18 protein-coding genes are annotated in these 23,893 nt (G+C 53.0%); 11 read left to right on the top strand and 7 right to left on the bottom strand.

Annotated elements, in window-relative coordinates; genetic code table 11:
* Positions 1-11: 11 nt before the first annotated feature.
* Together hisC and ACEYDX_RS01550 are read right to left on the bottom strand one after the other, a co-directional pair.
* Complete coding sequence (gene hisC / locus ACEYDX_RS01555; RefSeq protein WP_373740277.1) at positions 12-1,091, bottom strand: histidinol-phosphate transaminase; 1,080 nt, start codon at positions 1,089-1,091, stop codon at positions 12-14.
* 596 nt (positions 1,092-1,687) lie between these two features.
* Entirely contained in the window at positions 1,688-2,416 is a 729-nt protein-coding gene (locus tag ACEYDX_RS01550) for a YebC/PmpR family DNA-binding transcriptional regulator (RefSeq protein ID WP_373740276.1), read from the bottom strand.
* 174 nt (positions 2,417-2,590) lie between these two features.
* On the opposite strand from ACEYDX_RS01550, the gene recB reads away from it, so the two are divergent.
* Entirely contained in the window at positions 2,591-6,415 is a 3,825-nt protein-coding gene (gene recB / locus ACEYDX_RS01545; protein ID WP_373740331.1) for an exodeoxyribonuclease V subunit beta, read from the top strand.
* 611 nt (positions 6,416-7,026) lie between these two features.
* Here recB and ACEYDX_RS01540 read toward each other — a convergent pair.
* Complete coding sequence (locus tag ACEYDX_RS01540) at positions 7,027-7,431, bottom strand: DUF4878 domain-containing protein (protein WP_373740275.1); 405 nt, start codon at positions 7,429-7,431, stop codon at positions 7,027-7,029.
* A 348-nt stretch (positions 7,432-7,779) separates the two neighbouring features.
* Between ACEYDX_RS01540 and ACEYDX_RS01535 the strand changes: the two genes are divergently transcribed.
* Positions 7,780-8,973, top strand: coding sequence for an aromatic amino acid transaminase (locus tag ACEYDX_RS01535; protein WP_373740274.1), 1,194 nt, complete (start codon positions 7,780-7,782; stop codon positions 8,971-8,973).
* Positions 8,974-9,039: 66 nt separating this feature from the next.
* On the opposite strand, the gene hemN is transcribed toward ACEYDX_RS01535, so the two are convergent.
* Positions 9,040-10,446 (bottom strand): oxygen-independent coproporphyrinogen III oxidase, encoded by a 1,407-nt coding sequence (gene hemN / locus ACEYDX_RS01530; RefSeq protein ID WP_373740273.1) that lies wholly within the window; start codon positions 10,444-10,446, stop codon positions 9,040-9,042.
* A 155-nt stretch (positions 10,447-10,601) separates the two neighbouring features.
* Between hemN and fnr the strand changes: the two genes are divergently transcribed.
* Positions 10,602-11,336: a fumarate/nitrate reduction transcriptional regulator Fnr gene (gene fnr / locus ACEYDX_RS01525; protein WP_373740272.1), complete on the top strand. Its 735-nt coding sequence runs from the start codon at positions 10,602-10,604 to the stop codon at positions 11,334-11,336.
* A 91-nt stretch (positions 11,337-11,427) separates the two neighbouring features.
* On the opposite strand, the gene ACEYDX_RS01520 is transcribed toward fnr, so the two are convergent.
* Complete coding sequence (locus tag ACEYDX_RS01520) at positions 11,428-12,378, bottom strand: CysB family HTH-type transcriptional regulator (protein ID WP_373740271.1); 951 nt, start codon at positions 12,376-12,378, stop codon at positions 11,428-11,430.
* Positions 12,379-12,813: 435 nt separating this feature from the next.
* Between ACEYDX_RS01520 and ACEYDX_RS01515 the strand changes: the two genes are divergently transcribed.
* The 5 genes from ACEYDX_RS01515 (at position 12,814) to ACEYDX_RS01495 (ending at position 17,626) form a co-directional block, all read left to right on the top strand.
* Positions 12,814-13,557: an OmpA family protein gene (locus tag ACEYDX_RS01515; protein WP_373740270.1), complete on the top strand. Its 744-nt coding sequence runs from the start codon at positions 12,814-12,816 to the stop codon at positions 13,555-13,557.
* A 193-nt stretch (positions 13,558-13,750) separates the two neighbouring features.
* Entirely contained in the window at positions 13,751-14,716 is a 966-nt protein-coding gene (thiL, locus tag ACEYDX_RS01510) for a thiamine-phosphate kinase (RefSeq protein WP_373740269.1), read from the top strand.
* Entirely contained in the window at positions 14,709-15,197 is a 489-nt protein-coding gene (locus ACEYDX_RS01505) for a phosphatidylglycerophosphatase A (protein ID WP_373740268.1), read from the top strand. The genes thiL and ACEYDX_RS01505 overlap by 8 nt, the downstream gene beginning before the upstream one ends.
* A gap of 164 nt (positions 15,198-15,361) precedes the next feature.
* Positions 15,362-15,727: a Co2+/Mg2+ efflux protein ApaG gene (apaG, locus tag ACEYDX_RS01500; protein ID WP_373740267.1), complete on the top strand. Its 366-nt coding sequence runs from the start codon at positions 15,362-15,364 to the stop codon at positions 15,725-15,727.
* A gap of 528 nt (positions 15,728-16,255) precedes the next feature.
* The gene (locus ACEYDX_RS01495; protein ID WP_373740266.1) at positions 16,256-17,626 is read left to right on the top strand and encodes an alanine/glycine:cation symporter family protein; all 1,371 of its coding nucleotides are present in this window, start codon (positions 16,256-16,258) and stop codon (positions 17,624-17,626) included.
* A gap of 406 nt (positions 17,627-18,032) precedes the next feature.
* Here ACEYDX_RS01495 and ACEYDX_RS01490 read toward each other — a convergent pair whose 3' ends face one another.
* Positions 18,033-18,452: a DciA family protein gene (locus tag ACEYDX_RS01490; protein WP_373740265.1), complete on the bottom strand. Its 420-nt coding sequence runs from the start codon at positions 18,450-18,452 to the stop codon at positions 18,033-18,035.
* Between the two features lie 155 nt (positions 18,453-18,607).
* Here ACEYDX_RS01490 and secA point away from each other — a divergent pair, with 155 nt between their 5' ends.
* The 3 genes from secA (at position 18,608) to ACEYDX_RS01475 (ending at position 22,086) form a co-directional block, all read left to right on the top strand.
* Positions 18,608-21,364 (top strand): preprotein translocase subunit SecA, encoded by a 2,757-nt coding sequence (gene secA, locus ACEYDX_RS01485; protein ID WP_373740264.1) that lies wholly within the window; start codon positions 18,608-18,610, stop codon positions 21,362-21,364.
* A gap of 345 nt (positions 21,365-21,709) precedes the next feature.
* The gene (locus ACEYDX_RS01480; RefSeq protein ID WP_373740263.1) at positions 21,710-21,937 is read left to right on the top strand and encodes a hypothetical protein; all 228 of its coding nucleotides are present in this window, start codon (positions 21,710-21,712) and stop codon (positions 21,935-21,937) included.
* Positions 21,928-22,086 (top strand): phage virion morphogenesis protein, encoded by a 159-nt coding sequence (locus ACEYDX_RS01475; protein WP_373740330.1) that lies wholly within the window; start codon positions 21,928-21,930, stop codon positions 22,084-22,086. Before ACEYDX_RS01480 ends, ACEYDX_RS01475 begins: the two co-directional genes overlap by 10 nt.
* 1,337 nt (positions 22,087-23,423) lie before the next feature.
* Here ACEYDX_RS01475 and ACEYDX_RS01470 read toward each other — a convergent pair.
* Positions 23,424-23,888 carry a PilX family type IV pilin gene (locus ACEYDX_RS01470; RefSeq protein WP_373740262.1) on the bottom strand — a complete coding sequence of 155 codons (465 nt, stop codon included), beginning with the start codon at positions 23,886-23,888 and terminating at the stop codon, positions 23,424-23,426.
* Between the last annotated feature and the right edge of the window lie 5 nt (positions 23,889-23,893).

Genomic DNA, 23,893 nt, shown 5'->3' with positions numbered 1-23,893 from the left:
GTTATAACGGGTTATGAAAGGTGTTGTTTCAAAACGGCAAGCACGGCATCATTCTGTTCGGGGCTGCCGACGGTAATGCGCAGGCAGTTGTCGAGCAGGGGATGGCTGCCGTGCAGTTTTTTAATCAGGATGTTGTTTTTTCTGAAGATTTCGAACATTTCGACTGCATCGGGTACGCGTACGGTAATAAAGTTGGCACCGCTTTCGAATGCTTTCAGACGGCCTATGCCGGAAAGTCCGGCAAACAGGCGGCTGCGCTCGGCTTTTAACAGTCCGACGGTTTCATTGACGGCATCAATATGCTCCATGGCGAATTTTGCCGTGGCGAGGCTCAACTGGTTCATATTGTAGGGCGGCAGGATTTTCGCCAGTTCGTTCATCACGGCAGGATGGCCGGCGGCATAGCCCAAACGGATGCCGGCAAAGCCGATTTTGCTGACGGTGCGCATCACAATCAGGTTTTCGCTGCTACCTGCGAGCGGCAGGAAGCTGTCGCCGCTGAATGCGCCGTAGGCTTCGTCGATGACCACAATGCCTTGGGCGGCTTGGACGACGGTTTTGATTTCTTCGCGTTTGAATGGTACGCCGGTAGGGTTGTTCGGGTAGGCAATGAAAATCAGGGCGGGATTGTGCCGTTCGATGGCAGAGAGTACGGCAGGCAGGTCGAGCGTGAAATCTTCGTTTAACGGTACGCCGATGTAGTCCATACCGAACAACGCGGCATTGTGGCGGTACATCACGAAGCTCGGCTCGACCGCGAGCATCGCGGCACCGGGCTTGGCAAGCAGCATGGTTATGAACTGGATCAGCTCGTCAGAACCGTTGCCTAAAGCGATTTTGGCGGTTTCGGGAATATCGAAAGCCTGCTGCAACGCCGTCTGTAAACCGCTGGCGGCGGGGTTCGGGTAAAGGTTTAACGGAGCTGCGGCGATGTATTGCTGCCATTTCTCCAACAGACCCGGCTGCCGTGCAAACGGATGGTAGGGGCTTTCCATCGCATCGAGCTTGATAAAGCCTTCGGGAACATCGGTCACATGATAAGCCGTCATCGCCTGAATGTCGGGGCGGATAAGGTTTGAAAGGGAATTCATTAAATGTTGCGGAAAGGGGGAAATTCTTGAACGCGAATGTAGCACAAAATTTAATGTGTTTCATCAAAAAATAGAGTAGTTGCGGAAATTTTTTCAGACGGCCTTAAGAAACAGGGTGGTTTTGTAAGGTGTAATTCAATGTTGTTAAAGATTTTTTGTGAAAAAGAAAACGGAAGTTTGCGGTAGGTGGAAAGAACAACCGTTATTCGGATGTTTGAATGGCAGAAAGAAGGGGAAAATCGGGGAAGCCGGTTTCGGACAATGAATTGCTCTGCATCATATTGCTTGAATGGATAAAAAATTGTGTTGGAACCATCCGTGTGTGATGCGGAACAATATTTGTATTGAGTTGTCATTAACGTTGACCCAGTAGTTTATGTTGCTTAAGACAGGATAAATGATTGATGAACGGTCGTTATCAAGGCACGGGATTTCCTGTCTGCATGGGAACGGTGGCAGCCGGCGGTTGTTATGGGTATTTTTACCGGAGAATCATGCGGATGCAGGCTGGAAATCAGATGGTTTTCCGATAAGATGTATTTCGGGCGGATAAAAAAACAGCCCTCGGCAGGGCTGTTTTTTGTTTTCAGACGGCCTCAGTCGAAATTCAAAACCGCTGACGTATAAACATCCTGCACGTCGTCCAAATCTTCCAAAGCGTCAATCAGCTTCTGCATTTTCACCGCATCGTCGCCCGAGAGTTCGGCTTCGTTTTGCGCGCGCATGGTCACTTCGCCGTCTTCCGACTTGAAGCCCGCCGCTTCGAGTGCGGCTTTGATGCCCGCCCAGTCGTTCGGCGCGGTAATGACTTCGCGCGAACCGTCGTCGTGGGTCATAACGTCTTCCGCACCGGCTTCAAGTGCGGCTTCCATCAGTGCGTCTTCGTCGGTATCGGGCGAGAACAGCAGGTAGCCCTGATGCACGAAATTAAAGGCCACGCAGCCGTCGGTGCCGAGATTGCCGCCGTTTTTGGTGAATGCGTGGCGCACGTCGGCGACGGTACGGGTTTTGTTGTCGGTCAGGCAGTCCACCATCACCGCCGCGCCGCCGATGCCGTAGCCTTCGTAGCGCAGCTCGATGTAGTCCACGCCTTCCAGATTACCCGTGCCTTTGTCGATGGCGCGCTGCACGTTGTCTTTGGGCATGTTTGCGTCCCAAGCCTTGTCCATCGCCAGACGCAGGCGCGGGTTGGATGCGGGGTCGCCGCCGCCGAGCTTGGCGGCAACGGTGATTTCCTTAATCAGCTTGGTAAAGATTTTGCCGCGTTTGGCGTCAACGCGGGCTTTTTTGTGCTGGATGTTCGCCCATTTGCTGTGGCCGGCCATGTGGATTCCTTTCGGTACGAAGTATTTTGAAGCGGCGGATTTTAACATAAGCGCAATGCGGCAATCAAAAACGGGGGGCGGAAAGGCCGTCTGAACGGGCGGTACATTGTGATGCCGTCTGCCCGCCGTTTTGCAGGATGCGGCCTTGTTTTTCAGACGGCCTTTGTTATGATGATGCCGTTTATCGTTATCCGTTCCGTAACTTTTATCATGAATCCTGTTCCGTTTTCCCCGCTTGATGTGCCTGTGGACGGCACCAACCTGATTGAAGCCTCCGCCGGCACGGGCAAAACCTACGGCATCGCCGCGCTGTTTGCGCGGCTGGTGGTGCTGGAACAAATGCCGGTGGAACAGATTCTGGTGGTAACGTTTACCAAGGCGGCGACGGCGGAACTGAAAACGCGCCTGCGGCGGCGGCTCGACGGCATCCTGCGGTTGCTGGAATGCGACGAATGGTTTGCCGATGCGCCCGACAAGGTTTCAGACGGCCTGCGCAGCCATATCGGGCAGGCGTTTCCCGATGACGGCTTTATCCTGCCGCTGTTGGAAAAAGCATTGGCAAAAGAGCCGCAACCGCGTTTGAAGCTGCGCCTGAAAGCGGCGGTGGCCGGTTTCGATGCAGCTTCGGTTTATACGATACACGGCTTCTGCCAGCGGCTGCTGCGCGATTATGCGTTTTACTGCGGTGCGCCGTTTGATGTGGAGTTGGACGAAGACGGCGAAGACAGAATGCTGGTGCCCGCTCAGGATTTCTGGCGGGAAAACGTTTCGGAAAACAAAGCCTTGGCGCGGTTGGTGGTGGATAGGGGCTTGACGCCGCAGAAAGTGCTGGACGGCATCGGCAGGTTTGCCAACCGTCCGTATCTCGTTTTCAGACGGCCTGAATGCGGTTTGGAGCAAGCGCAGGCGGCGGCACAGGTTTGCTGGGACGAACTGCGGAAAGAAGGCAGGCTGGCGGCAATCGAAACATTATTCTGGCGCATCCGCCCGCAGTTGAACGGCAATTCCTATAAAGAAGACACATTTAAAAACAAATTCGCGGCATTGAACGGTTTGCTTGAAAACGAAGCGGTGCCGTCTGAAAAGCTGGCTGAAATTTTGGTCAACAGCAAAGGGGAGGGCGTATTCTCACCTGAATTTGTCGAGAGCAAAATCAAGAAAAACGGGGTGGTTGGCGATGACGATAAGGCCGCATTGGCATTGCTGGACAATCTGCATGCGGCCTGCGCGGATGTTCAAACCGCTGCCGCCGACTGTCTGATACGGCTTCAGCTCGACCTGCTCGACCATCTCAACACCGCCTTGGCCGAACGGAAAAAAACGCAGCGCGAACGCAGTTTCGGCGATTTGCTGCTGGACGTGTATGCCGCGCTTACGACGGGCGCGCACGCGGAAGCGCTTGCGTCGGCCGCGGCGGGCAACTGGCAGGCCGCGCTGATCGACGAATTCCAAGACACCGACCCGCTTCAATACGAAATCTTCCGCCGCATTTTCATCGCGCACCGCCGCGCGCTGTTTTTGGTGGGCGACCCGAAACAGGCGATTTACAGCTTCCGCGGCGCCGATATTTACGCCTATCTCGACGCCGCACGCGCGGTGGACCGCCGCTACACGCTCGCCGTCAACTACCGCAGTTGGAGCAGGGTCATCGACGGCATCGGCGCGCTGTTCAAGCGCAAAACGCGCCCGTTCGTGCTCGACGGCATTCCTTATGCCGACGTGTCGTCCGACCCGAACCACCGGCACAGCCGTCTGCATCCCGCGTTGCCCGCCGTCCGCATCCGCTGGCTGCACCGCGACGGAAACGACCTGCCGAACAAGGCCGAAATGCGGCAGCGTGCGGCGGATTATTGTGCGGATGAAATTGCCGCGCTGCTCAATCTCGCGGCGGAAGGCCGTCTGAAACACGGCAAGGAAGACGGCGCGGAACCGTTGGCATCGGGCGGCATCGCCGTCTTGGTGCGCACCCACAACGAAGGCGCGATGGCGGCGGCGGCCTTGAAACGGCGCGGCATCCAAAGCGTGATGCTGTCGCGCGAACCCGTATTCGCTTCGCCCGAAGCCGAAGCTTTGGCGGCACTGCTGGCGTTTTGGCTCGAACCGCAGCGCACCGGCCTGCTGCGTTTCGTGTTGGGCGGCGTGCTGTTCGGCTGGACGGCTGAGCAGATTTACGCGCTGAACCAAAACGATGCGGTGCTCTCCGAATGGACGGACGCGGCTGCCGAAGCCGTGGAAACCTGGCGCGGCAAAGGCATTTTCGCTGCGGTGCAGGCGTTTTCGGCGCGCTTCGGTTTGGAAACGCGGCTGCTTTCAGACGGCCTGGAGCGCAGTCTGACCAATTATCTGCAAGTGTTGGAACTGCTGGCGGAAGAAGATGCGCAGAGCCGCAATCCCGCCGCGCTGCTGCGGTGGCTGGAAGAACGCGTCGGTTCGCCTGAGAAAAGGGGCGATGCGTCGATGCTGCGTTTGGAGAGCGATGAGAAACTGGTCAAAATCGTTACCATGCACGCGGCCAAAGGATTGCAGTATCCCGTGGTGTTCTGCCCGTTTGCATGGGACGCGCAGGAAGCCAGGCCGCAGGGGTGGAACGTGCTGCACAGCGGCGGTACGGACGGCCATGCCACGGAGCTGCTGGAAGCCGCGCAGTTGACCGATGCCGAGAAAAAGCAGTTCGCCGACGAACAGGCGGCCGAATCGCTGCGGCTGTATTATGTCGCACTGACCCGGGCGGAAGAGCATTTGTGCATTTACGCAGGGGCATGCGGCGAAACGCCCGACAACGCCTTTGCCTACCTGCTCGAAGGCGGTGCGGATGCGGAACGGGAAGCGGTGCGGCAGGCCTATCTCGATTGCGGCGACGCAGCGGGCAAGGCTGCGGAAAAAGCGGCTAAATCCGCAGAAGGGCCGTCTGAAAACACCGGAAAACCGGACAAATCCGCCGCCAAGTCCGCCGCCGTTGCCGCCATGCTTAAACAAAACTGGCAGCGTTTCGCCGACGATTTATCCGCAGGCGGTTCGGACGGCGGCATCGAATTTACCGACGAAGAACCCGAACCCGCCGTTTTTCGGGCGCACGGCGGCGGGCAGACCGTTTACCGTGCCGCCGGTATTCCGCCGCGCAGTTTCGAGTTTGTCCGCCACACCAGTTTTACCGGTTTGAGCCGCCATGTCCGCCATGCGGAAGCCGAAGAGCTGCAACCCGCGCTGGATGCCGCAGAAACCGTGTCGGATGCGCCGGTGCCGTCTGAAAACCCGCTTGCGGAAACCGAACCCGATAACGGCATCCACCGTTTCCCGCGCGGCGCGAATGCCGGCGTGTGCCTGCACGAAATCCTGGAAAAACTCGATTTCTCCGCCGCTGCCGACGGACAAACTGATCTTATCGGCACAACGCTCGAGCGTTACGGTTTTGAAAACGTCTGGCTGCCCGCCGTAACCGCCGCGGCGGAACGCGTCCGTACCGCCGTGCTTTCAGAACATCCGCCTGCCTGTGCTTCAGGCGGCAGGGGGTTCGCTTTGTCCGACGTTCCGCCGCACAGCCGCCTGCCCGAAATGGCGTTCACACTCTATATGGAGGATTTCAGGCTCGAAGCCCTGCAGAACTGGCTTGCCGACCCCGCAAACGGCCTGCCGCCTGAATGCCGCGAAGCCGCCCGCGCACTGGCGTTTGACGATGTAACGGGTTTTCTCAACGGCTTTATCGATATGGTCTGCCAAACACCCGACGGCCGCACCGTCATCATCGACTACAAGTCCAACCATCTCGGCGCAAGCGCGGAATCCTATACGCAGGCGGCGATGAACGATGCCGTGGCGCACCATCATTATTATTTGCAGGCATTGATTTACGCCGTGGCCGTTGCCCGCCATTTCAAACAGCGCCGTCGCCCGCTGTCCGAAATTTCCGTCCGCTACCTGTTCCTGCGCGGGTTGGACGGTTCGGGCAAAGGCATTTGGCAATGGGACATCGATACGGAAAAACTGGCGGAATGGGTTTAGGGCAGGCGGATTGCCCGCCGACCGGTTCGGACGTGTTTTTCAGACGGCCTGATGCGGGAATGTTGCCGGCCGTGAAATGTTTTTTTGTGTCAGTCGTGAACAACGTAGAAATGCCCGTGAGAGCGGACGGTAAAACGTATTCGGACGGTACGGGAGTTGCAGGCTGCCGCTCAATGGAAACGGTGTCGGGGCAGGGCGGTTGTGCGGAGTTTAATCCGTATAACGTCGAATTGTCCGCTGAATGGGCAGGCGTCAAACTAAAGGCCGTCTGAAAACTTTTTCAGACGGCCTTTATCTTTGCGGTGCAATATCTTATGGCTGTGTTTGTATAGGGTATTGATTTGTACGAAGCTGCTCACAGCCGTCATTCCCGCGCAGACGGGAAGCCATGTCTAATATTTAAGAAACCTTTTTTGATTCATGAGCTTGTGAATATTAACAACGGATTCCCGTCTGCGCGGGAATGACGGTTGTTGGAGAGATTGGTCTTACCTATCGTATGCTGCCGCCACAATATTTGCCGGAGCCAAAAATAAAAAACGGAAGCGATGCAGATGGACTGCTTTGTTCCGTACCGGATAACCGTTTCCGCCGCATTGTTCGGCAAACTCTTACAGCCGCACTTTCCAGTCGCTGCCGTCTTTAATTAGGCGCACTCGGTCGGTGTTGGTTTCGCCCTGTTTGAAACGCATATGCACTTTTACCGATGCGCGGTTGGCATCATCGGGAGAGGTTTCGGCGGGATCGGCGGTGATTTCCGCCAAACCGCCTTTACTGTCGGCGTATTCCTTCTGCTTGGCGACGCCGGCTTTGACTTTGCCGTGCAGGATGTCTTCGATGCCGGCTTTGTCCTGTTCGGGGAGGTAAATCATGGCAATCACGGCGTCGGCGTCGCCGGTATAGCTTTTTTCGACAAAGCGTTTGGCGGCGTCTTCCGGCGTGCGTGCGCCGCAGGCCGCGAGCAGGAATGCGGCGGCAAGTGCGGCGAAACGGGTGTTGCGGATAGCGGTGTGCATGGTGTTTCCTTGTTTTTAACGGCTTGGTTGAGGCGTTAGAGTGGAATTTGCGTTAAAGGTTTCCTGTGTCGTGCAGATTTTGCCGTGCGGATGTTGGAGGCCGTCTGAAAATCCTGCCGTACCCGTACGGTTTTCGGGAAGAAACGGCATGATAACGGCTTAGTTGGTTGAATCAAAAGAAAGTTTCTGTTTCTCTACGGGAAACTGTCCGCATACGGCTGCGGTCATGACAGGCCGTCTGAAACCGTTGGTTCGGGGCATGTTTATGACGGTTCGGATTGTCAACAATCTGGCGTTGTGCCACAATCTGCCGTCTTATCCGTTCTAACCCAATTCCAAGGAAAAGCCATGTTCCGTCACGTCGAATTTTATCCGGGCGACCCGATTCTGGGTTTGGTCGAAACCTTCAATCGGGATGCGCGACCGCATAAGGTGAATCTCGGCATCGGCATTTATTTCGACGAAAACGGCAATATGCCCGTGCTCGAATCGGTGCGTGCCGCCGAAGTGAAGCTGGCTGCCGAAGCCCGCCCGTGCCCGTATCTGCCGATGGAAGGGTCGGCGCCGTTCCGCGAAGGGGTGCAGAAACTGCTGTTCGGCGGAGACAATCCGCTGCTGGCGGAAAAACGCATCGCCACCGTACAGACCGTGGCCGGTTCGGGGGCGTTAAAAGTGGGGGCGGATTTTCTGCGCCGCTGGTTTCCCGAAGCCAAGGTGTATTTGAGCGACCCGACATGGGACAACCACCGCAGCATCTTCGAGGGGGCGGGGTTTGAAGTGGGCGTTTATCCCTATTACGACCCGGTTGCCGTGGGCGTGAAATTTGATGAAATGCTGTCGTTTTTCAAACACTTGCCCAAGCACAGCATCTTGGTGCTGCATCCGTGCTGCCATAATCCCACGGGCGTGGATTTGTCGCAGGCGCAATGGGACGAAGTGTTGGAGGTGGTTAGGGATTGCGGCCTGATTCCGTTTATGGACATTGCCTATCAGGGTTTCGGCGGTGATTTGGACAGCGATGCCTATGCCGTGCGCCAAGCGGCAAAAATGGGGCTGCCTTTGCTGGTGGGCAATTCGTTTTCCAAAATCATGTCGCTGTACGGCGAGCGGGCGGGCGGTTTGAGCGTGGTATGCGAAGATGCGGCCGAAGCGGAATTGGTGTTCGGCCAGCTCAAATACACCGTTCGCCGCATTTATTCCAGCCCCCCTTCGCACGGCGCGGCACTTGCTGCGGAAATCATGGGTTCGCCCGAACTGCACGCCAAGTGGCAGCATGAAGTGTATGCCATGCGCGACCGCATCCGTACCATGCGGCAGCGGCTTTTCGACGTATTGAGCGCAAAACTGCCTGATCGCGATTTCGGCTATTTTGTCAAACAGCGCGGTATGTTCAGCTATACCGGCCTGAACCCCGAACAGGTGGAACGCCTGCGCGAAGAGTTTGCCGTCTATCTGGTCGGTACGGGTCGGATGTGCGTGGCGGGGCTGAACGGAGGCAATGTGGAATATGTGGCCGATGCTTTCGCGGAAGTGTTGAAATAGGGCGTTTACACAATAACAGGCCGTCTGAAAAATGTTTTCAGACGGCCTGTTTGTATTTTTGCGCGTTCACACGGTTTGCGAATACGTTACTTTGGTTTCCTTGTGGCGCAAATGGTAGTCGAACACCATGGCGATGTTGCGGATCAGGAAACGGCCTTTGGGTGTAACTTCAAGGCTGTTCGGGGCAAGGCGAAGCAGTCCCAAGCCGGCGAGCTGCCGCAAATCGGCCAGTTCGGTTTGGAAATATTCGGCAAAACGGATGTCGAATATGTCTTCGTAGTTGGCGAAGTCCAGCGAAAAACGGCACATCAGGTCTTGGATGACGGTGCGGCGCAGCAGGTCGTCGCGGTTGAGCCGGTAGCCGCGCATCACGGGCAAACGGCCTGCGTCGATGTCGGCGTAGTAGGCATCGATGTCGCGCTGGTTTTGGATGTAGGCGGCTCCGATTTTGCCGATGGAGGAAACGCCCAATGCCACCAAATCGCAGTCGGCATAGGTGGAATAGCCTTGGAAGTTGCGTTGCAGCAGGCCTTCGCGCAGGGCGACGGCCAGCTCGTCTTCGGGTTTGGCGAAATGGTCCATGCCGATGAACACATAGCCGTGCCGGGTAAGGGTTTCGACGGCGTATTGCAGAATGTCGAGCTTTTCCTCGCTGCCGGGTACGGCTTCGGTATCGATGCGCCGCTGGGGTTTGAAGATGTGCGGCAGGTGGGCGTAGTGGTAGAGGGCAAGACGGTCGGGATTGAGCGAAAGTACGGTTTCGATGGTGGGTTTGATGCTCTCGACCGACTGGTACGGCAGGCCGTAAATCAAATCGACACTCACGGATTTGAAACCGGCTTCGCGGGCGGCCTCAATCACGGCGCGGGTTTCTTCGACGGTTTGGATGCGGTTGACCGCTTCCTGCACTTTGGGATCAAAATCCTGAATGCCGACGCTCATGCGGTTGAAACCGAGCCTGCCCAAATGCAGCACGGTTTCGCGGCTGACTTTGCGCGGGTCGATTTCGATGGAGTATTCGCCGCCGTCAACCAGTTCGAAATGCGTACGTATCATGCCGAATACGCGTTCGAGCTGGGCATCGTTCAGGAAGGTGGGCGTGCCGCCGCCGAAATGGAGCTGAGCGAGTTTCAGACGGCCTGTCAGATGCGGAGCGAGCAGCGCCGCTTCTTTCTCGAGATAATCAAGATATACGTCGGCGCGCCGGGTATCTTTGGTGATGATTTTGTTGCAGCCGCAGTAATAGCAGACGGTATTGCAGAACGGGATGTGGATGTAGAGCGAAAGCGGTTTGTTGAGCGCCCCCATGCCGCGCTGCTGTAATACGTTAATGTAATCGGCTTCCGTAAATTCCGTGTGGAAACGGTCGGCAGTAGGATAAGACGTGTAACGCGGGCCGTTGGCGGGCAGCGATGCGATGAGCTTCCGATCGAACTGCGGCGCATTATCGGAATGTATCTGTATGATTTTCATTGGTTTTGTTGGCTTGGTTGTGTTCTGCCCGTAAACGGATTAGGCAAAGTTAGAGTAATTTGTTAGAATGCCGTCGATATGTTGATTATACCTTGATTTGCATCAAGTTTATTCTCTGTATGTAACTATAAATAACCTAATAAAAGGTGGAATTTATGCCCGCACATCATACCCAGCATCAGATGAAAAACCTGTGTTCGACGTGTTCCCTGCGTGAGCTCTGCCTTCCCGTCGAACTGATGCCGGCCGAGTTCGACCGGCTTGATGCCGTCATCCGCCAAAGCCGCCGTCTGAAAAAAGGCGAGTATCTTTTCCGTGCGGGCGAGCCTTTTACTTCGCTGTTTGCCATCCGTGCCGGTTTTTTCAAAACCACCGTTGCCAGTCAGGACGGCCGCGACCAAGTGACCGGTTTTTTCATGTCGGGCGAGCTGATCGGTATGGACGGTATTTGTTCGCAAACACACAGTTGCGATGCGGTTGCGCTCGAAGACAGTGAGGTGTGCGAGCTGCCGTTTGTCCATATCGAAGAACTCGGCCACCACATTCCCAGTTTGCAAACCCACTTTTTCCGCCTGCTCAGCCGGGAAATCGTGCGCGACCAAGGCGTGATGCTGCTGCTGGGCAATATGCGTGCCGAAGAGCGGCTGGCCGCTTTTCTGTTGAACTTGTCCAACCGCCTGTATTCGCGTGGTTTTGCCGCCAACGATTTCATCCTGCGGATGTCGCGCGAAGAAATCGGCAGTTATTTGGGGCTGAAACTGGAAACCGTCAGCCGCACATTGTCCAAATTCCATCATGAAGGTTTGATTTCGGTGGAACATAAACACATCAAACTGCTTGATCCGCAATCGTTGAAAAAAATGGTGTCGGGTTGTGCCCACGCCGTGTAGGGTGTTTGGTTGAAACGGAAAGGCCGTCTGAAAAAGTTTTCAGACGGCCTTTCCGTTTTCGGTATCCACTCGCGTTGCAGGCTGTTAAATCTTAAATCGAAAAATCCTCTTCAATCGGCGAATACAGAATCTTGTCTATCGTTTCACGGGTCAGTTTAGGGGAAAAAAGCCCGATAAATTCATAAGTATAGCCGCGAAGATAAGTATCGGAACGCAATGCAATCCAAGTGGGGGAGGGTTCGAACAGGTGGGCGGCATCGACAAGCTGCAAGTCGCTGTCGTTTTCGGCATCATAAGCCATTTTGGCCATCAGGCCCACGCCTAGCCCAAGCCGTACATAAGTTTTCAACACCTCAGTATCTGCGGCCGATAAAGCCACTTTCGGCCGCTCCAATCTCGCTTTGTGAAATGCACGTTCGATACTTCCGCCTCCGTTGAAGGCAAATTCGTATGTAACCAGCGGAAACGACGCCAAATCTTCAATACTGAGCGGATTTTTGCAGTCGAGCAACGGATGGTTCTGCGGCACGATGACAGCGTGATTCCATTCGCCGCAAGGGAGTTTGCGCAAATCCGACTGGGTTTCCAGATTTTCGGTTACGATGGCGAAATCTGCATCACCGTTGGCTACCATATCCGCAACCGTTGCGGGACTGCCTTGCCGGATGCTCAACTGCACCTTGGGATATCGGCGCACGAATTCGGATACCGTTGCAGGCAGGGCGTAGCGTGCTTGTGTGTGCGTAGTGGCAATCGTCAGCGAACCGCTGTCTTGCTCTGTAAATTCGCTGCCGATGTTTTTGATGTTTTGAACGTCGCGCAAAATCCGTTCCGACAGTTCCAAAACCGCTTTGCCGGGCTGTGATACGGATACCACGCGCTTGCCGCTGCGGATGAAAATCTGTATGCCCAGCTCTTCCTCCAGCAGGCGGATTTGCTTGGAAATGCCCGGTTGGGAGGTAAACAGGGCATCGGCAGCTTCGGAAACATTTAAATTGTGTCGGTAAACTTCAAGCGCATAGCGCAGTTGCTGTAATTTCATGATTTGGTCAATTCGGCGGAATGTGTATTTTGTGCGACAAACGGCGATAAATTTAGCATATTTTGCAATTGTTTGCCCGCCGTCTGAAAACAAGGGTTAAAGCGTTTGTTTTTGCAGAAACTATCTGCACGGGTATAGAAAAAAGGTTTTTAAAAACATCTTTACAATTGTTGTTTCCGTGCAACTCTGAACCGGATATTCAGAATTTTTAAGCCCTGAAGCATGACACGGAATTGATTTTTCGGCATGATGGAAACACAGGAGACAGGTAGTTTCATTCGGCTTTCAGGCATTTTGTATTGACAGTTTGCCCTTTGCTTCTTTATAGTGCAACCTGATATATCCGATTTGCCGCGCCGGTTTCATGCTGCGGCCTGTATATTGGTAACGTGCAGCGGTTTCCGCCGCCGCATAATAATTTGATGAGGGAATAAAATGACCAAACAGCTTAAATTAAGCGCTTTGTTTGTTGCCATGGTTGCTTCCGGCACCGCAATGGCGAGCGAAGCCCATACCAAACACGGCTATACCGTTAGCAGCCAGTCTCAGGGAGTTGTGAAAAACAGCTACGGCGAGTGCTGGAAAAACACCTATTTCGACAAAGCCACCCAAGGCCGTATCGAGTGTGGTGATGCCGCTCCGGTAGAAACCGCGCCCCAGTATGCCGAAGAAACCGTTTCTCTGTCGGCTAAGACCCTGTTCGGCTTTGACAAAGACAATCTGCGCCCTGAAGCAGCCGAAACCCTGAACGGTTTGGCTCAGCGTTTGAGCAACGCTAATGTTGAATCCGTACGCGTTGAAGGTCATACCGACTTTATGGGTTCCGAAGAGTACAACCAAGCATTGTCTGAGCGTCGTGCCAATGTTGTTGCCAACTACTTGGTTAACCAAGGCGTACCGTCAGGTAAAATTTCTGCTGCCGGTTTGGGTGAATCACAAGCGCAGCAAACTGCTACTTGTGAAGCCGAAGTGGCTAACTTGGGTAAAAAAGTTTCCAAAGCCAAAAAACGTGCCGCACTTATCGCCTGTATCGAACCCGACCGTCGCGTTGACGTTAAAATCCGCAGCCTGGTTACCAAACAAGTGGCTCCGGGTCATGTTGAAGGCGAACGTCCTGCCACCGATGAAGGTTGGATTCCCTCTCCTCATAACGGTGTTCACGGTTACGCAAAACCCTAATCATCTTAATGATGCCGATAAAACCCTGCTCAAGCAGGGTTTTATTTTGTCTTGAAATAAGGGAATGAATTTAAGGCCGTCTGAAAAATACTTTTGTATGTATTGGCTTCGGCTTTTAAAATCTAACCGCTATAAATGGTTTGTTGCTAATAATCGGTTTGTAATCTTTTTGATAATATGTTTTACTTTTCAGATGGCCTTAACAGAATTTGATTTTATCCGCCAATATCTGCAACGGCGGCAGCATAACGACGGTATTATTCTCGGCATCGGGGATGATGCGGCTGTGGTGCGTCCGAGAGCGGGATATGATTTGTGCTTCAGCAGCGATATGTTGGTAAAGGGCAGGCATTTTTTTGCCGATGTGAAACCCGATGATTTGGCGTGGAAAGTATTGGCCGTCAATATTTCCGATATGGCTGCCATGGGGGCAGTTCCCAAATGGGTTTTGTTGAGTGCAGGCTTGCCTGCCTTGTCCGATACTTGGCTGGATGCTTTTTGTAGTACGTTTTTTGAACTGGCCGACCGCTTCGGAATCACTTTAATCGGTGGCGATACTGTGTGCGGCGACTTGGTGTTTAATGTAACGATTGCGGGGGAACTGCCTTTGGGACAGGCTTTGCGGCGTGATGCGGCTCAAATCGGCGACGATATATGGCTGTCGGGCAGGGTGGGATTGGCCGCCGCCGCGTTGCAGTACTGTATGGGCAATATCCGTTTATCGGATGAAACCGCAGCCGAGTGTATGGCGGTATTGCTGCGTCCGGAACCGCGTGTTGCTTTGGGATGTGCTCTGTTGCCGTTTGCGCATGCCGCATTGGATGTTTCAGACGGCCTTGCTCAGGATTTGGGGCATATTCTGAATGCTTCGGGTGTCGGTGCGGAAATACGTATGGATTGGTTGCCAACGCCATCGCAGCTTTATCAGGAATTGCCCGTACAGCAAGTCCGGCAACTGATGCTTGGCGGCGGCGATGATTACGAACTGGTGTTTACCGCGCCCGTTTCGAAACGCCAAGCCGTATTGGAAGCCGGAAGAACATCGGATACGGCGCTAACGCGCATCGGCAGCATCAACGATACAGGCCGTCTGAACATTTCAGACGGCCAAGGTAACAAACTTCAATTTTCTCTATCGGGATTTGACCATTTTGGCTGACTTCAAACCTAATTTCGCATGGTTGCTTCGGCGGCCGGTATGTTTGCTCGGTTTCGGTTTCGGTACGGGGCTGGCACCGTTTGCACCCGGTACTTTCGGCACATTGCCAGCATTACCGGCAGCGTTTTTACTGCATCAGGCCGGTGTGGGCGGAATCACGCTTGTATTGGTGTGTGCGTTAATGTTTATCGTCGGCATATGGATTTGCAGCCGTACCGAGCGCGCATTGGGCATACAGGATTTCGGCGGTATTGTCTGGGACGAAATCGCTGCGATGGTGCTGGTTTTAGCCTATATTCCCTTTGGTTGGCGGTGGTGGCTGCCTGCTTTTGTATTGTTCCGTTTCTTCGATGCAGTCAAGCCGTGGCCGATAAAATGGTTTGATGCCAGAATCCACGGCGGTTTGGGGATTATGTTGGACGACCTGATTGCCGCATTGTTTACATTGGGTGTCTTAAAAATGATAAATTTCATGGTTTAATGTATTTAAATGTTAAAATTTGTTTGCATTTTAGATTGGGACAATAGATAATGCCTGTATTGAGTTTGCAGCAGACAAACCAATCCGCTTGCTAGGCGGTTGATACATAAAAAGCCTGAAAGGCTGAAAAACAAAACCCAACACATTTACGGATAAAACATAAAATGAACGAAATCGAAATCAGCGTACAGCCCAAATACATGGCGGGCAGCAGCGACGTTTACCGCGACCGCTACGCTTTCAATTATTCCATCACGATTTGCAACCGCAGCAGCGACATCATTACCCTGCGCCAGCGTGTTTGGGAAATTACCGACGGACACGGCGGTACGGAACATTTGAGTGCGGGCAGCAGCAGCGAACAGCCCGTCCTTTATCCGGGCGAGGCCTACGAATACCACAGCGGTTCGCAGTTATCCACACCTTGGGGCAGCATCGAAGGCGCATATGAATTTGAAGACAGTATCGGCAAGCGTTTTATCGTTGATGTGCCGAAACTGGATTTCAAAGCAGGTTTTACCTTGCAGTAAACAGGATTGATAAACACACAAGGCCGTCTGAAAACATTTTTCAGACGGCCTTGTGTGTTTTGTGGTGTTTATGGATAAACTGAAAATTTACTGGTCAACCAGTATGATGCAGTAAGGGCGAATTTGTGGCTGCCGTATCGATGGCTGGATACGGACCACAAAGTTCGGTTGATAACACCGGTATGGTTCGGTATCGCGGCTTGGGAAACCCCTGTTGAAAGGTGGCGCGGCATGGCTTTCAATCATGCGGATTGTTTACAATTTTCCCGAAAATATGAACGGAGATAAAATAAGATTGCCCGGTTAATCTGAAAAATCTATCTATATTTCAATTTGATATGGATAGACTGCTATAAGGCCGTCTGAAAAAATCCTGCTTCCCGGATAGGTTTGCGTTGCAAAAATTAACGCACTATGCTGAAATGCAGGCCATCTCTTGCAAAATTTCCCGAAACGGCAGCGGTCGGTCGGCAGGCTGTTTTGCGGAAAACACAAACCGTCAGAACAATGAAATATGGAGGAACCGGTATGGAATCGGTAAAGAGTTTTTTCGACACGCTCGGAGGATGGGTTTGGGGGCCGGTGATGTTGGTGTTTTTTGTCGGCACAGGCGTGCTGCTGACGCTGATACTCAAAGGCTTGCAGTTCAGCATGCTCGGCTATGCCCTGAAGCAGGTGTTCGCATCACACAAGGCTGAAGACGGTTCGGATCACGAAGGCGATATTTCGCATTTCGGTGCGCTGATGACCGCGCTTTCCGCCACCATCGGTACGGGCAATATCGCCGGCGTGGCTACGGCGGTTGTGGCCGGCGGGCCGGGAGCGGTATTTTGGATGTGGATGACCGCCGTATTCGGCATGGCAACGAAATACGGCGAAGGTGTCTTGGCGGTGAAATTCCGTACCACCAATGCCAAAGGCGAAATGTCGGGCGGCCCGATGTATTACATCCAAAACGGTTTGGGCAAAAACTGGCTCTGGATGGCTTACGCTTTTGCGGTTTTCGGTTCGATTGCCGCTTTCGGCATCGGCAGTTCGGTACAGTCCAACTCGGTGGCACAGGCCATCCATACCAGTTTCAACGTCGATCCGGCCTACACCGGCGTGGCCTTGACCATTCTGACCGCGGTGGTGGTATTGGGCGGCATCCGAGGCATTGCCACCGCATCGTCGTTTATCGTGCCAGTAATGGCCATCGGCTATGTGTTGGGCGGTTTGGCGATTATCGTCATGAACCTGGATTTGGTTGCGCCCGCCGTCGGCATTATTTTCGAAGACGCGTTTACCGGACAGGCCGTTGCAGGCGGTGCTTTGGGCACGGTAATCCGCTACGGCGTGGCGCGCGGCGTGTTTTCCAACGAAGCGGGCATGGGTTCTGCGCCGATTGCCGCCGCCGCCGCAAAAACCGACCACCCTGTGCGGCAGGCGCTGGTTTCGATGACCGGTACGTTTCTCGACACCATCGTCGTTTGCTCTATCACCGGTATCGTGCTTGTGATGGGCTTGATGAGCGGCGGGGAGTTTGTCAAACCCGAATTGAGCGGTGCCGCGCTGACCACCGTTACCTTTCAGAAACTGCTGCCCGGCATCGGCGGCTGGGTGGTGACCATCGGCCTGATTTTCTTCGCTTATTCGACCATTCTCGGTTGGTGTTATTACGGCGAAAAATGCGCAACTTATGTGTTCGGCGAAGGCTTTGCCAATATTTACAGGGTGATTTACGTCGCTACGGTGATGGCGGGAACGGTGGTCAGTCTGGATTTGGTTTGGCTGATGGCCGATACGTTTAACGGCTTGATGGCGATTCCCAACCTGATTGCGCTGATTCTGCTCTCTAAGGTGATTGTCAGCGAAACCCGTGATTTTAAAGAAAAACGCAAACGCGGCGAATTGCCGTAGTTGTTGCTGCAAAATACCACAGGCCGTCTGAAAACTGTTTTTCAGACGGCCTGTGGTATTTTGCGATGTTTGAATCTGGTGTGGTTTTACATGGATGCTTCATTTTTCGTCATTCCCGCGCAGGCGGGAATCCGGGTTTGATGTTTTCAAGTGCTTGTTTGATAAAAGATACCGGATTCAAACATGGATTACCGTTGGCGCGGGAGTGACGGAAATCAGAGGAATCCGTCTTGCCCGTATGCTATTAACACAATATCTACACAGCCGTTCAAAGAAAACAGAAAACGGGTTGGCACGGAAAAACGGTTCGTTCCGTTCAGACGGCATTCAAGGATCTTAGTTGCCAAGCCCGTGGTTCAGCCGATTTCACACTACGGCCGTCTGACGGTAAGCCGTGTGCAAATGCTCAACCTTTATGTTTGCCGATGAGTTTTTCCAAGGCTTCCGCCAGCTCGGGATGGTGTTTCAGACGGCCTGCGGCATGTTCCAAATTGTCTAATGCAGCGCTGCTCAGATGAAGGGTATTGGTTTTGGGCGGTGGCGGGGGATTCGGCACGGTTTTGATGCGGATTTCGATAATTTCGGACGACAGCTGTTGCAGCTGCGGCAGCAGGGCGGGTGCAATCATGCGCAGACGCGAAGCGGCCATATTGTTGGCGGCAAGCAGGTTCAGACGGCCTTCAGTGATATTGGCCGTCTGAAAATGCGCGCGCAGGTTCGCAGGGAAGAGGGCTTTGATTTTGCCGTCGAGCCGCTGCCACTGTTGCGCCTGCTGCAACAGCGCAGTCAGGTGTCTGTCTTTTTTGCCGAGTTGTTCCAAATTCATTTTCAGACGGCCTTTTCAGGTTGATTGTTGATTGGGTGACAGTTGAAATCCCTACCTGCCGTCTCCATTTCAGACGGCATACGTCCACGCTGGCGCGAGCCTTGTGTTAAAATGACAATTTGCCCATTATTCTATATCAGGCGCAGGAACCCTTCATGCTTACTAATTTCGCCAAAAAAGTCTTTGGCAGCCGCAATGACCGTCTGCTTAAACAATACCGTAAAACCGTCCAGAAAATCAATGCCATGGAACCTGAAATGCAGGCTCTGGACGATGAAGCGCTGCGCGCCAAAACCGCCGAGTTCAAGCAGCGGCTGGCAGACGGCCAAGCACTCGACAGCATTCTGCCCGAAGCATTTGCCGTATGCCGCGAGGCATCCCGCCGCGTATTGGGAATGCGCCATTTCGATGTGCAGCTTATCGGCGGCATGGTGCTGCACGACGGCAACATCGCCGAAATGCGCACGGGTGAAGGCAAAACGCTGGTGGCAACGTTGGCCGTGTATCTGAATGCGCTTTCGGGTAAAGGCGTGCACGTCGTTACCGTCAACGACTATCTGGCGCAGCGCGATGCGGGCATTATGGAGCCGCTCTATAACTTCCTCGGCCTGACCGTAGGCGTGATTGTCAGCGATATGGAGCCTTTTTACCGCCAAACCGCCTACAATTCCGACATTACCTACGGTACGAACAACGAATTCGGCTTCGATTACCTGCGCGACAATATGGTAACCGACCAATACGACAAAGTTCAGCGCGAGCTTTCCTTTGCCGTGGTGGACGAAGTGGATTCGATTTTGATCGACGAAGCGCGTACGCCGCTGATTATTTCCGGTCAGGCCGACGACAATGTGCAGCTTTACGAAATTATGGACAAAGTGCCCGCGCAGCTTATCCGCCAGAAAACCGAAGAGGGCGAGGGCGATTACTGGGTGGACGAAAAGCAGCATCAGGTCATCCTGAGCGAAGCGGGGCACGAACATGCGGAAGAAGTTCTCCAAAACATGGGTTTGCTTCAGGAGGGCGATTCGCTCTATTCCGCCGCCAACATCACGCTGATGCACCATTTGATGGCCGCATTGCGCGCCCATTCGCTGTTTCATCTTGATCAGCATTATGTCATCCAAGACGGCGAAATCGTGATTGTGGACGAATTCACAGGCCGTCTGATGGCCGGACGGCGCTGGTCGGACGGTCTGCATCAGGCCGTGGAAGCCAAAGAAGGCGTGGAAATCAAGCGCGAAAACCAAACGCTCGCTTCCATCACGTTCCAAAACTACTTCCGACTGTATAAGAAACTTTCCGGCATGACCGGTACGGCCGATACCGAAGCCTTCGAGTTCCAAAGCATTTACAATCTGGAAACGGTGATTATCCCCACCAACCGCCCGATGCAGCGCAAAGATTTCAACGACCAGATTTTCCGCACCGCCGAGGAAAAATACGAAGCCGTTGTCAAAGACATCCAAGAATGCTACGCCAAAGGCCAACCGGTTCTCGTCGGTACAACCAGCATCGAGAATTCCGAACTGGTGTCCGACCTGCTCAATAAGGCAGGTCTGCCGCATAATGTCCTGAACGCCAAAGAACATGAGCGCGAAGCCCTGATTGTGGCGCAGGCGGGCAAAGTCGGTGCGATTACCGTTGCCACAAACATGGCCGGTCGCGGTACGGACATCGTGCTCGGCGGCAACGTTAAGCACCAAAGCGATGCCGTCCGTGCCGACGAACAGTTGACTGATGAAGAAAAAGCCGCCCAAATCGCCGCGCTAGAAAACGGTTGGGAAGCCGAACACGCCAAAGTCATGGCCGCAGGCGGCCTGCACATTATCGGCACCGAACGCCACGAAAGCCGCCGCATCGACAATCAGTTGCGCGGTCGTGCGGGTCGTCAGGGCGATCCAGGTTCCAGCCGTTTCTACCTTTCGTTTGAAGATCCGCTGTTGCGCCTGTTCGCCCTTGACCGTGCCGCAGCCATTCTCAACCGTCTTGCCCCCGAACGCGGTGTTGCCATCGAACACGGCCTGTTGACCCGTCAGATTGAAGGCGCGCAGCGCAAAGTGGAAGGTCGTAACTTCGATATGCGCAAACAGGTGCTCGAGTACGACGACGTGGCCAACGACCAACGTAAGGTTATCTATCATCAGCGCAACGAAATTCTGATGAATCATGATGTTACAGAGTTGGCCAAAGGCATCCGCTCTGATGTGGTCAGTGATATTGTCGATGCCCATATGCCGCCCGACAGCATGGAGGAGCAATGGGATTTATCCGCACTCGAAACCCAGCTTGCCGGCGAATTCCGCATTCATGCCGACATCCGCGGCTGGCTTAAAGAAAACAATGCGCTGGATAACCAAGACGTGAAAGAGCGTCTGCTTGCCCAAATCGAAAAGGAATACGCCGAAAAAGTCGAGCTTGTCGGCGCACAAACCATGGGCAGTTTCGAGCGCAACGTGATGTTACAGGTCATCGACAACCAATGGCGCGAGCATCTCGCAGCGATGGACTATCTGCGCCAAGGCATCCACTTGCGCAGCTATGCCCAGAAAAACCCCAAGCAGGAGTACAAACGCGAAGCGTTCATCATGTTTGAAAACCTGTGGAACAGCATCAAACACAGTGTTGCCACTCTGTTGGTGTCGGTTGAAATCGAGCAGAGCGAAGACATTCTGGAAGACAGCCAGCCGTACGAACCCACCGGTATTCAAGCCGTGCATTCCGGTGCGCCTGCCATGACGGATGTATTGGGAGAGTCGCAAACCAATCTGGTTACTGAAGCTTTCGATCCCAACGGCAACGACTTCAGCCCCGAGGCATTGGCCGACCAAGGCCGTGTCATCCACCGCAACGACCCTTGCCCCTGCGGCAGCGGCCTGCGTTATAAACAGTGCCACGGTAAGTTGAGCTGATTTGCCGGTTTGATTGTCCGACTGCATCAAGGCCGTCTGAAAAATTTCAGACGGCCTTATATATTGCCTCTCCCGTTGGAACCCCAAACCATTGACATCGGCACCAACGAATAATACACCGGCGAAACCCGCTACTCTACCCCCAACGCACTGGCATCCGCATCGACGGTAAATTCGTCGTACCGAGTGCAGGATTCAACGCCAAGGCAAAGCTATACTCTCGCGTATGGCTTTGGTGGCTGTATAGAAAGCCCGAGCCATCTACCCTGACATCGCCCGCGTTGCCTTAAAAACCATGATGGGCAACGCCAAATTCAAGGCCGCGCTGTTGGCGGCGGAGTTGGCTTGGCTACAACTTTTGAAAGACTAAAAATTCTCGAAATCAGCCTAGATTCAAGCCAACTGGAACACGGTCTCAGCCAACTCAAAAAACTCCGCCAACACCCGCCCCATGATCGTGCCATCGCCACCGAAAAGGTCTCGCTCACAGAAGACAACTTCGAAAACGAAAGCTGGGGCGACGAAAAATGGAAACAAAGCAAGTGTACCACCGATGGTGAACCCTGCAACTGACTGGCCAACTCGCCGCTAGCATTTCTACCAAAGCCGGAAACGACTTCGTCCGTATCGGTAGTAACAAACCCTACGCCGCCATCCACCACTTAGGCGGTAATGCCGACCACGGCCGTAAAGTCAGTTTACCTGCCCGTACTTACCCGTAAGCGGGGACGGAAGTTTACAATCCGGTGCGGAAGAGCGTCTGATAAAAATTGCCGTCGAATCACTCAAACACGGGCTGTGAAAACAAAAAAACGGGCAAATTCGTCCGTTTCATTTTTATTTCATATACTATAACGGTATTTCAAATCCGCCCTTCCACATCATCCGTCACCATCCAACTTCATCCCATTTATCTCAGAGACTCCTGTATATTTATCTCAAAGGGTTTTAGTCGTGAACCTGAAAGTCATAAGGGAAATTACATATGAGAAATACAATAGGGTTGGATATGTCGAAGGCAATTATTGATGCAGCATTTCAACATACGTAACAAATGGAAGCCACGGGTAATTACTATGAAGATGTTGCAAATTACTTGACTACTTCCGAAGATTTGATACATGTTGCCCATCCTCTGAAAATCCACGCTTATATCCAAAGCCGTTTCAAACGCATTAAGACCGATAAGTAGGATGCAATAATCATTGCTGAATATTGCCGTTCTCGAATCTCGAAAACAAAGAACTCTATCCGTATCAGCCTGCATTAAAACCGCATCAGAGCCTGAAATGCATACTTGTTCTCCGTGAACAATCCAACAATCTAAAACTGCCGAAGAGAATCGTTTGCAAACCGCAAACAGATCCATTTGTCCGAACAATCCATCAAAGCAATATTGAACACCTGAAATAATCAACTCAAAGCCATAGACGGCCAAATTACTAAACTGACTGCGCACACAGAATTGAAGTTCGTCGCAGACTGTCTCAAAACATACCTGACATCGACCAATTTACTATTGCCATACTTGCAAACTACCTACTTTGTAATACTTTACTTTACCGAACGGCCAATCAATTTGTCGTATTTGCTGGATTGAATCTGCAGGCAAAGCAATCTGAGACGAGCGTTAAAGGTAGGGGTCTTGACAAAATACGGTAGCCGCAAACTAAGTAGTACTTTGTTTATGTTCGCACTGATGGCATACGGCAGAAATCACTTTCCAAAGTTCATCAAGCGTATGACCGAAAAGAAAAAGCCAAAGATGGTAATAATGGCCATTATGAGAAAGCTGGCAGTGATTGCATGCCACACCCATAAAAAAGGAGAAAATTACGACGAAACACATTATAGAAAAGCCGTCTGAAAGACGTTTCAGACGTCCTGCGAACAAAATGTAAACAGTAGAGCAGAGCGTAAACTTGCTCTGAACAGCCATATCTACAATAAAGTTCAAATGAGTATATTTTTTTTAAAAAACAATTAGATATAAATTTAATTCAATTTAAGAATCGTAAATTTAAGTGACATCTTTGTTTCTAAGGCATTTAAAGGTGGGTTAGGCTTTTTCGCAACCGCCGGATGTTTTAAACGCCTCGGCATCTGCTTTGGTATCGCATTTGTAGGCGTTGCCGCTGCTGTCCATCCAAACCGACAATTTATAACCCGAAGAAGAATCAGGCACGGCAAGCAGTTTGTAGCGGCGCGAAGCTGATGTTGCATCGCCTTCCATTTTGCCGGAAAAATTGTATTTTTCGGCCACTTTGGCATCATCTACCTGGCTGTCGGTGGCTTGTTTTGCCAATTCGGTTTCGACAGCGGCTCTGTTCGAACCCGGGTTTTTCACCAGCCAGATTTTCATCTTGCTGTTGATGTTGGTCAGCTCTGCATGGGCTTGGGTTTGGTAGCCGCGCTCGATATAGCGGAGATAAGAGGGCAGGGCAATGCCGGCGAGAATACCGATGATGACCACGACAATCATCATTTCCAGCAGGGTAAAACCGTGTGTTTTCGTGTGTTTCATGGCTG

Origin of the sequence: Neisseria sp. (genome assembly GCF_041804105.1) — a bacterium.
Classification (GTDB): Bacteria; Pseudomonadota; Gammaproteobacteria; order Burkholderiales; family Neisseriaceae; genus Neisseria.
This window is presented reverse-complemented; position numbering and strand designations above follow the sequence as displayed.